Origin of the sequence: Microbacterium sp. ISL-103 (assembly GCF_018613995.1) — a bacterium.
Classification (GTDB): Bacteria; Actinomycetota; Actinomycetes; order Actinomycetales; family Microbacteriaceae; genus Microbacterium.
On the sequence record NZ_JAGGPD010000022.1, the window covers coordinates 1 to 7,534 of the forward strand.

Annotated in this window: 9 protein-coding genes; 6 read left to right on the plus strand and 3 right to left on the minus strand. The window is 66.7% G+C overall.

The genetic code is table 11. The features are described 5' to 3' along the window. Positions 1-63: 63 nt before the first annotated feature. Both J7E68_RS01115 and J7E68_RS01120 read right to left on the minus strand, forming a co-directional pair. Positions 64-486: a GNAT family N-acetyltransferase gene (locus J7E68_RS01115; protein WP_215169078.1), complete on the minus strand. Its 423-nt coding sequence runs from the start codon at positions 484-486 to the stop codon at positions 64-66. Between the two features lie 20 nt (positions 487-506). Next, positions 507-1,832, minus strand: coding sequence for a nitrate/nitrite transporter (locus tag J7E68_RS01120; RefSeq protein WP_215169080.1), 1,326 nt, complete (start codon positions 1,830-1,832; stop codon positions 507-509). Positions 1,833-1,922: 90 nt separating this feature from the next. Here J7E68_RS01120 and J7E68_RS01125 point away from each other — a divergent pair, with 90 nt between their 5' ends. The 6 genes from J7E68_RS01125 to J7E68_RS01150 all read left to right on the plus strand — a co-directional run bounded on the left by J7E68_RS01125 (position 1,923) and on the right by J7E68_RS01150 (position 5,309). After that, on the plus strand, positions 1,923-2,291 hold the full coding sequence (locus tag J7E68_RS01125; protein WP_215169082.1) for a VOC family protein: 369 nt from the start codon (positions 1,923-1,925) through the stop codon (positions 2,289-2,291). 126 nt (positions 2,292-2,417) lie between these two features. Beyond that, a complete protein-coding gene (locus tag J7E68_RS19480) occupies positions 2,418-2,846 on the plus strand; it encodes a GNAT family N-acetyltransferase (protein WP_311415937.1) in 429 nt (142 codons plus the stop codon). Between the two features lie 46 nt (positions 2,847-2,892). Continuing rightward, the gene (locus J7E68_RS01135) at positions 2,893-3,225 is read left to right on the plus strand and encodes a helix-turn-helix transcriptional regulator (RefSeq protein ID WP_251048500.1); all 333 of its coding nucleotides are present in this window, start codon (positions 2,893-2,895) and stop codon (positions 3,223-3,225) included. Next, entirely contained in the window at positions 3,222-3,716 is a 495-nt protein-coding gene (locus J7E68_RS01140; RefSeq protein WP_215169086.1) for an SRPBCC domain-containing protein, read from the plus strand. The genes J7E68_RS01135 and J7E68_RS01140 overlap by 4 nt, the downstream gene beginning before the upstream one ends. Then, entirely contained in the window at positions 3,709-4,323 is a 615-nt protein-coding gene (locus tag J7E68_RS01145) for a GNAT family N-acetyltransferase (RefSeq protein ID WP_215169088.1), read from the plus strand. The genes J7E68_RS01140 and J7E68_RS01145 overlap by 8 nt, the downstream gene beginning before the upstream one ends. 140 nt (positions 4,324-4,463) lie before the next feature. Continuing rightward, a complete protein-coding gene (locus tag J7E68_RS01150) occupies positions 4,464-5,309 on the plus strand; it encodes a bifunctional 2-polyprenyl-6-hydroxyphenol methylase/3-demethylubiquinol 3-O-methyltransferase UbiG (RefSeq protein ID WP_215169090.1) in 846 nt (281 codons plus the stop codon). A 12-nt stretch (positions 5,310-5,321) separates the two neighbouring features. Here the strand turns inward: J7E68_RS01150 and J7E68_RS01155 are convergent. Next, the coding region (locus J7E68_RS01155; RefSeq protein ID WP_215169091.1) for an excinuclease ABC subunit UvrA at positions 5,322-7,534 on the minus strand (2,213 nt) is incomplete at its 5' end.

The window sequence follows — 7,534 nt, forward strand, 5'->3', positions numbered from 1 at the left end:
GCGTTCGACGGCCCCGTCCCGTTCGGGTGGACTCCTCTGCGACGCCCCGGGCGGTGAGCGCCGTCAGCGAGGCATCTGCTTGAGCATGTACCGGTTCGGCCCCTGCGGTTCGGAGAATCCGAACTTCGCATACAGGTCGCCCGCCGTGCTCGTCGCCAGCATGATCCGTTTCACGGTCGAGGCCACTTGCAGGTCGTCGATGATCCCCTCGACGAGCATCCGACCGATTCCGAATCCTCGAGCCGGCGCGTCGACGAAGACGTCGCACAACCAGGCGAACGTCACGCCGTCGGTGACCACCCGCGCGTATGCCACCTGACGGCCGTTCCCATCGCGGATCGAGTAGTTGCGAGAAGCGTCGATCGCCGCGTCCTGCGTCTCGCGACTGCGGCCCCGGGCCCAGTACGACTCCTCGCTCAGCCAGTGATGCACGAGGTCTCGGTCGAGCAGGGAGCTGTCGGACGAGAAGGTGAAGCTCGAGGGCATGTGGATCATCCTAAGAGGCGTCAGCGACGGCGCTCGGGATCGAGCCCCATCCGGATCCGCGTGCGCTTGCGCTCGATGAGGATGAACACGACGCCGAGAATCCATAGGGGGATCGGCATCAGGAACGCGATGCGGAAGGCTTCGAAGGAGTAGGTCTCGGGCGTCCCGGCACCCTGGAGATCGAGCGCCAGGCCGATCAGGAAGATCGCGATGAGGGCGGCGATGAAGCCGCCCGCGTTGGTCACGCCGGTCGCCGTGCTGAGGCGATGAGACGGGTTGTGCGTGCGGGCATGGTCGAAGGCGATCATGCTCGCGGGGCCGCCTGTGGCCAGCGCCACGGCGAGCACGTACAGCAGCCAGAGCGGAGCGGGTTCGGGCATGGCGATGACAGCCACCCAGGCGATCAGCTGCACGCCGACGGCGGGCAGCACGAGCGCGATGGATCGCTGGTTGGGCAGTCGCCTCGAGAGCTCTCCGATCACGGGACCGAGCGCCATGCCCGCGATCACGTAGACCGAGATGATGCCGGCGGCATGGGCGGTGTCGAGGCCCTGTGCTGCGGTGAGGAACGGCATGCCCCAGAGGAGGATGAACGCGGTGCCTGCGAACGGGGTCGTGAAGTGCGACCAGAACGCGAGGCGGGTGCCCGGGTGCGCCCAGGCCGCCCTGATGCCCACGCCGGTGTCGATCGCCGAGGTGACGACGCGGATCACGCCCGTGTCGGTGTTCACCGTGACGTCTGCGCCGCGTTCGACGGGGTGATTGCGGATGAGCAGTGCGACGAGGATCGTGAAGAGCACTCCGAGCCCCGCGATGCTGCCGAAGGTGATCGTCCAGGTCGTCGCGTGCAGAAGAGCCGCGAGCGGCACGAGAGCGATCAGATGGCCCGCCTGGCCGATGATGCCGGTGAACTGCACCATGATGGGGCCCCGCTGCGCGGGGAACCAGGTCGCCACGAGTCGGAGCACGGCGGGGAAGATCGCCGCGTCTCCCGCACCCAGGAGGATGCGCGCGATGATCGCGATTCCGATGCTCGGCGACAGAGCCATCGTGAGCTGGCCCGCCGCCATCAGCAGCATGCCGATGGTCATGATGGGTCGCGATCCGAAGCGGTCGAGCAGGATTCCGATCGGGATCTGCATGCCGCCGTAGACGGCGAGCTGCACCACGGCGAACAGGGCGAGGGTCGAGGCATCCGCCTGGAACCGGTCGGCGGCCTCGACACCGACGGCGCCGAGCGAGGTGCGGTTGGTGATCGCCAGGACGTATGCCGAGACACCCACGCCCCAGATGAGCCAGGCCCTCCATCCCGGGGTGGTCACGGGGGAGCGGGGAACCTGTTGCACTCCTCCCACGGTACTCCTGATGGGCGGATGCCCCGACGCGCGAGCCTCCAGGCGGTTCCGCATGTCCGAGCCAGTCGCTACCGTGGCCGCATGACACCTGCACCAGTTCATCACTCCATCGACTACGTCGAGCTCGTGGTCGACGATCTCGACACCGCGAAGCGCTTCTACAGCGACACGTTCGGCTGGGTCTTCGTCGACTACGGCCCCGCGTACGCCGGCATCGCCTCGCCGACGGGCGATGGCTCCGAAGTCGGCGGCCTCCTGGCCTCCGAAGAGCGGCGGCCGGCGGGCGGACCTCTCGTGCTGCTCTACTCCGACGATCTGGATGCGACCCAGACCGCGATCGTCGAGTCCGGCGGCTCCGTGGTGCAGGGCCCCTACGAGTTCCCGGGCGGGCGCAGGCTCCACTTCCTCGATCCGAGCGGCAACGAGTTGGGCGTGTGGGCGTCGCAGTGACGGCAGAATGAGTGTGTGACTCAGCTGACGCCCCCGAGCAGGTCCGACCGGACTCGCGCGCACTCCGTCGTGGTCATTCGCGAAGCGTCGCTCGACAGCGCCGACGCCGTCACGGTCGGCGGCCTTGTGCGCGCTTATCTCGAGCGCACCGAGACAGAGAAACGAGCGCATGGGGCCGCCGCGTCGGGGTCGGGTTATCCGCTGACGCCCCCGCACGAACGCGAGGTCAGTGACCCGAGAACTGCCTATGCCGGGTGCGTGACGTTGATCGCGGAAGTCGATCGACAGCCTGCCGGCGTCGTCATCGTCAAGGTCGGCGGGGGAGTCGCAGAGATCAAGAGGCTGTGGGCAGACCCCGATCTGCGGGGGATCGGTGTCGGCGGGGCTCTTCTCGACACGGCCCTCAGCGTGAGTGAGTCCGACGCTCGCCTGTCGGTGTGGCACTGGCGTACCGCGGCGATCCGCCTCTACGAATCCCGCGGTTTCGAGCGCGTCGCGTCGTGGGAAGACCGTGCAGGTCTCGTATGCATGGTCCGACGTGCCGACGAACGGTAAAACTTAGCCCTTGCGCTAAGCGTTTGACTGGTCAATACTTATCTCCATGGCTAACCATGAGAGCGTGAGCGAGGTGTTCCTCGCACTGGCCGACCCGACGCGCCGCGAGGTGATCCGGATCCTCGGCGCCGGACCGGCCAGCGTGGGGGAGTTGGCACGGTCGTTCTCGATCACGCTGCCGTCATCAATGAAGCATGTGCGCACGCTGGAGGGGAGCGGACTCGTCCACACGGCCAAGCGCGGTCGCGTGCGCACGTGCACGCTCGACCGCAGTCGTCTGGCCGTCGTCGAGGACTGGCTCGACATCCAACGCGAGATCTGGGATGCCCGCACCGACCGACTCGAAGACGTCGCAGTCGAACTGGAGGAGAATCGATGAGTAGCACCGCCGCAGACCCGCGCGTCGACCTGACGATCGAGAGGATCATCCGCGCATCGCCCGCGTCGGTCTGGAGGGCGTGGACCGAGCCCGAGCTTCTCGCGAAGTGGTGGATCCCTGCGCCCGCGCGTGCGCGAGTCGAGAAGCTCGAGGTCACGCCAGGCGGCGGATTCGTGACCAGCATGAGCGAGGGCGGCGGGGGCTTCACGCCGCACACCGACGGCATCTTCCTCGTCGTGGAGCCCGGGCGGCGCCTGGTGTTCACGAACGTCATCGACAGCTCCTGGCATCCGGCTGCGCCCGAGCCGGTGGCGATGACTGCGGAGATCACTCTGGATCCCCATCCTGACGGCACGGCCTACCGCGCGATCGTCCGGCACGGCGACCCTGAAGCGCGCGATCTCCACGAGAGTCTGGGCTTCTTCGACGGATGGGGAGCGGTCACCGAAGCTCTCGCAGAACTCGTCGAAGGCGCGGATCCCGGTGACTGACCGATCGCATGCGGCACAGGGGACCCACGCACCTGCTCGTCGCGATCCGGCACTCGATGACGGTCTCGACCTGGCGGTCGTCGAGCATCGGATGCTGCCCGCGGTGCAGTTGACGGCGCTCAGCGACCTCTTCGACACCGAGTACGCCGAGACTCACGGCCGGTGGAATCCTGACCGACCGTACGGGTACTCGCCGGCGGATGTTCACGCCACGATCTCGTCCGGTGCGACGGTGATCGCTCACGTCGGCTTCCAGCGACGTTCCATCGATGTCGGCGGGCACGACGTCATGGTGGCAGGAACCGGGGGAGTCCTGGTGCATCCCGAGTGGCGCGGGTTCGGGCTCGGCCGACGGGTGATGGCTCTCGCACAGCGGGCGATGCGAGACGACACCGCCGTCGACTTCGGGTACCTCGGATGCCGCGAGGCCGTCGTGGCGTTCTACGAGACATGCGGCTGGAGAAGGATCCATGCCCGAGAGAGCCATGTGTCGATCAGCGTCGCCGCCGAGACGATGACATCGGACGGCGGCCCGATTCTCGTGTACGCGGCTGGCGGGTCCGGATGGCCGAGCGGCGAGATCGACCTGCGAGGCACGCCGTGGTGACCTTCACACCCGGCTGCAGTCGGATACACCGGTCTGTCAGGGAAGGGGCGAGCCTGAGTTGATCTGACATAATGTGCATTATCGGCCATATCACGAGCGGGCAGATCGGACCCGAGCGGGGCTCCCGATAGGCTCGGGTCGTGAGCGGAAGCGATGTCGACATCGACTGGGAAGCGGCGCGAAGCGCGAACCAGGAGAACTGGAACGACCGCGTGCCGCTGCACGAGGCGGCCTACGCCCTGGATGCCTACGACGATCCGGCGCATATCAGCGACGTCATCGGCGATGATCTCCCGGTACTCAACAGATTCGTTCCTGCGGGAAGCCTCAGCGGTCTCGACCTGTGCCACCTGCAATGCCATATCGGCACAGACACGATCTCGCTGGCCCGTTCCGGGGCGGTCGTGACCGGCGTGGACTTCTCCGCACCGGCGTTGGCGGCTGCAGACGCACTAGCGACACGAGCGGGCGTCAGCGCCACCTGGGTGCAGACCGACGTGTTGGATGCGCGCGCGGCGGTCACCGGAGATTTCGACATCGTATACACGAGCATCGGAACGATCACCTGGCTCGAGGACCTCGATCGGTGGGCCGCCCAGATCGTCGCCCTGCTGCGACCGGGCGGGACGTTCTTCATCCGCGACGGTCATCCGGCGCTGTATGCCCTCGACGAAGAGGCTTCCGATCTCACGACCCGGTACGCCTATTTCGGAGACGGGCGCGCCCAGCAGTGGGATGACGCGTCGACCTACGCAGGTGACGGCACCGTCGCTCACCCCCGAACCTACGAATGGCCTCATCCGCTGTCGGAGATCCTCGGCGCGCTGCTGCGGGCGGGGCTCCGCCTCCTACATTTCGATGAGGGGCGGACTCTCCCTTGGCAGTTCAGTCCGCGTATGGTCGAGGTGCCCGGCGGTTACGCATGGCCCGAGGCCGAGCGCAACCTCATTCCGTGCACCTACACGATCGTGGCCCGCAAGGACTGACCGCCCTCTTCCTTAGGCTCCGACGTACGATGCGAGGTGCTCCCCCGTCACCGTGGACTTCGCCGAGACGAGATCTGCGGGGCTGCCTTCGAAGACGACCCGACCGCCGTCGTGGCCTGCACCGGGCCCGATGTCGATGATCCAATCGGCGTGCGCCATCACCGCCTGGTGGTGTTCGATCACGATCACGGTCTTGCCTGATTCCACGAGTCGGTCGAGCAGCCCGAGGATGTTCTCGACGTCCGCGAGGTGGAGTCCTGTCGTGGGCTCGTCGAGGACGTACGTGTCACCCTTCTCCCCCATCTGGATCGCGAGTTTGATGCGCTGACGTTCCCCGCCCGACAGTGTCGACAGCGGCTGACCGAGCGACAGATATCCGAGACCGACGTCTTCGAGACGCCCGAGGATGGTGGCCGCCGCAGGAAGCTTTGCGTCACCCTCGGAGAAGAACACGCGGGCTTCGGAGACGGGCAGGTCGAGCACCTGTGTGATGTCCTTGCCTGCCAGCTTGTACTCGAGCACCGCAGCCTGGAAGCGCTTGCCGCCGCAGTCTTCGCAGGGCGTCTCGATGGTGTCCATGAAGCCGAGCTCGGTGATGATGACGCCGGCGCCCTTGCAGGTCGGGCAGGCACCCTCCGAATTCGCGCTGAACAGGGCGGGCTTCACACCGTTGGCCTTCGCGAACGCCTTGCGGATCGGCTCCAGCATGCCGGTGTAGGTGGCCGGGTTGCTTCGACGCGAGCCCTTGATGGCGCCCTGGTCGATCGCGACCACGCCTTCTCGCTTCGACACCGACCCATGGATCAGCGAACTCTTGCCGGAGCCTGCGACGCCGGTGACCACGGTCAGGATGCCGGTGGGGATGTCGACGTCGACGTTCTGAAGATTGTTGGCCGTGGCGCCGCGGATCTCGATCGCGCCCGTGCTGCTGCGGACCGTCGGCTTCAGCGACGCACGATCGTCGAGGTGCGTGCCGGTGCGCGTGCCGCTCGCCTTGAGCCCTTCGATGGTGCCCTCGAAGCAGATCTCACCACCCGCGCTGCCCGCCCCGGGGCCCAGATCGACGACGTGGTCGCCGATGACGATGGTCTCCGGCTTGTGCTCGACGACGAGAACGGTGTTGCCTTTGTCGCGAAGCCGCAGCAGAAGGGTGTTCATGCGCTGGATGTCGTGCGGGTGCAGACCGATGGTCGGCTCGTCGAACACATAGGTGACGTCGGTCAGAGACGACCCGAGATGGCGAAGCATCTTGATGCGCTGCGCCTCTCCCCCGGAGAGCGTGCCCGAGGGGCGTTCGAGGCTGAGATACCCGAGCCCGAGCGTGACGAAGGCGTCGAGGTTGGCGCTCAGCGCCTCGAGCAGCGGACCGGCGCCGGGAAGCGAGAGACCGCGCACCCACTCGGCGAGATCGGTCACCTGCATGCGACACGCGTCAGCGATGCTGATCCCTGCGATCTTCGACGACCGGGCGCCCTCGGTCAGACGCGTGCCGTCGCATTCGGGGCAGGTCGCGAAGGTCGCGACGCGCTCGACGAAGGCGCGGATGTGGGGCTGAAGCGCGTCGAGATCCTTCGACAGCATCGACTTGGTGATCTTCGGGATCAACCCCTCGTAGGTCATGTTGATGCCGGAGACCTTGACCTTGGTCACCTCGCCGTAGAGCAGAAGGTGGCGCTGCTTGTCGGTGAACTCGGAGACGGGTCTGTCGGCGGGATAGAACCCCGACGCAGAGAAGCCCTTCACCATCCAGCCGTCCGCCGTGTAGCCGGGGACCATGATGGCTCCCTCATCGAGAGACTTCGATTCGTCGACGATCTGGGCGAGATCGAGGTCGGACACCGCTCCCCTGCCCTCGCACCGCGGACACATCCCGCCGAGGTAGATCGCGTCCTTGACGATCTTCTTCTCGCCGCCGGGCCCCGTCATCACTCCGCTGGCCTTCTGCGTCGGGATGTTGAAGGAGAACGCCGTGGGACCGCCGATGTACGGCTGGCCGAGCTTGCTGAAGAGGATCCGCAGCATCGCGTTGGCATCGGTGACCGTGCCGACGGTCGACCTGGGGTTGGCCCCGAGACGCTCCTGATCGACGATGATCGACGTCGTGAGCCCCTCGAGCACGTCGACATCCGGCCGCGGAACCGAGGGCATGAACCCCTGGACGAAAGCGCTGTAGGTCTCGTCGATCATGCGACGCGACTCGGCGGCGATGGTGTCGAACACCAGCG

Excerpts from the sequence above, each read along its gene's own strand:
- J7E68_RS01115 (WP_215169078.1), bottom strand. The coding sequence starts at position 486 with ATGCCCTCGAGCTTCACCTTCTCGTCCGACAGCTCCCTGCTCGACCGA.
- J7E68_RS01125 (WP_215169082.1), top strand. The coding sequence starts at position 1,923 with ATGACACCTGCACCAGTTCATCACTCCATCGACTACGTCGAGCTCGTG.
- J7E68_RS01135 (WP_251048500.1), top strand. The coding sequence starts at position 2,893 with ATGGCTAACCATGAGAGCGTGAGCGAGGTGTTCCTCGCACTGGCCGAC.
- J7E68_RS01140 (WP_215169086.1), top strand. The coding sequence starts at position 3,222 with ATGAGTAGCACCGCCGCAGACCCGCGCGTCGACCTGACGATCGAGAGG.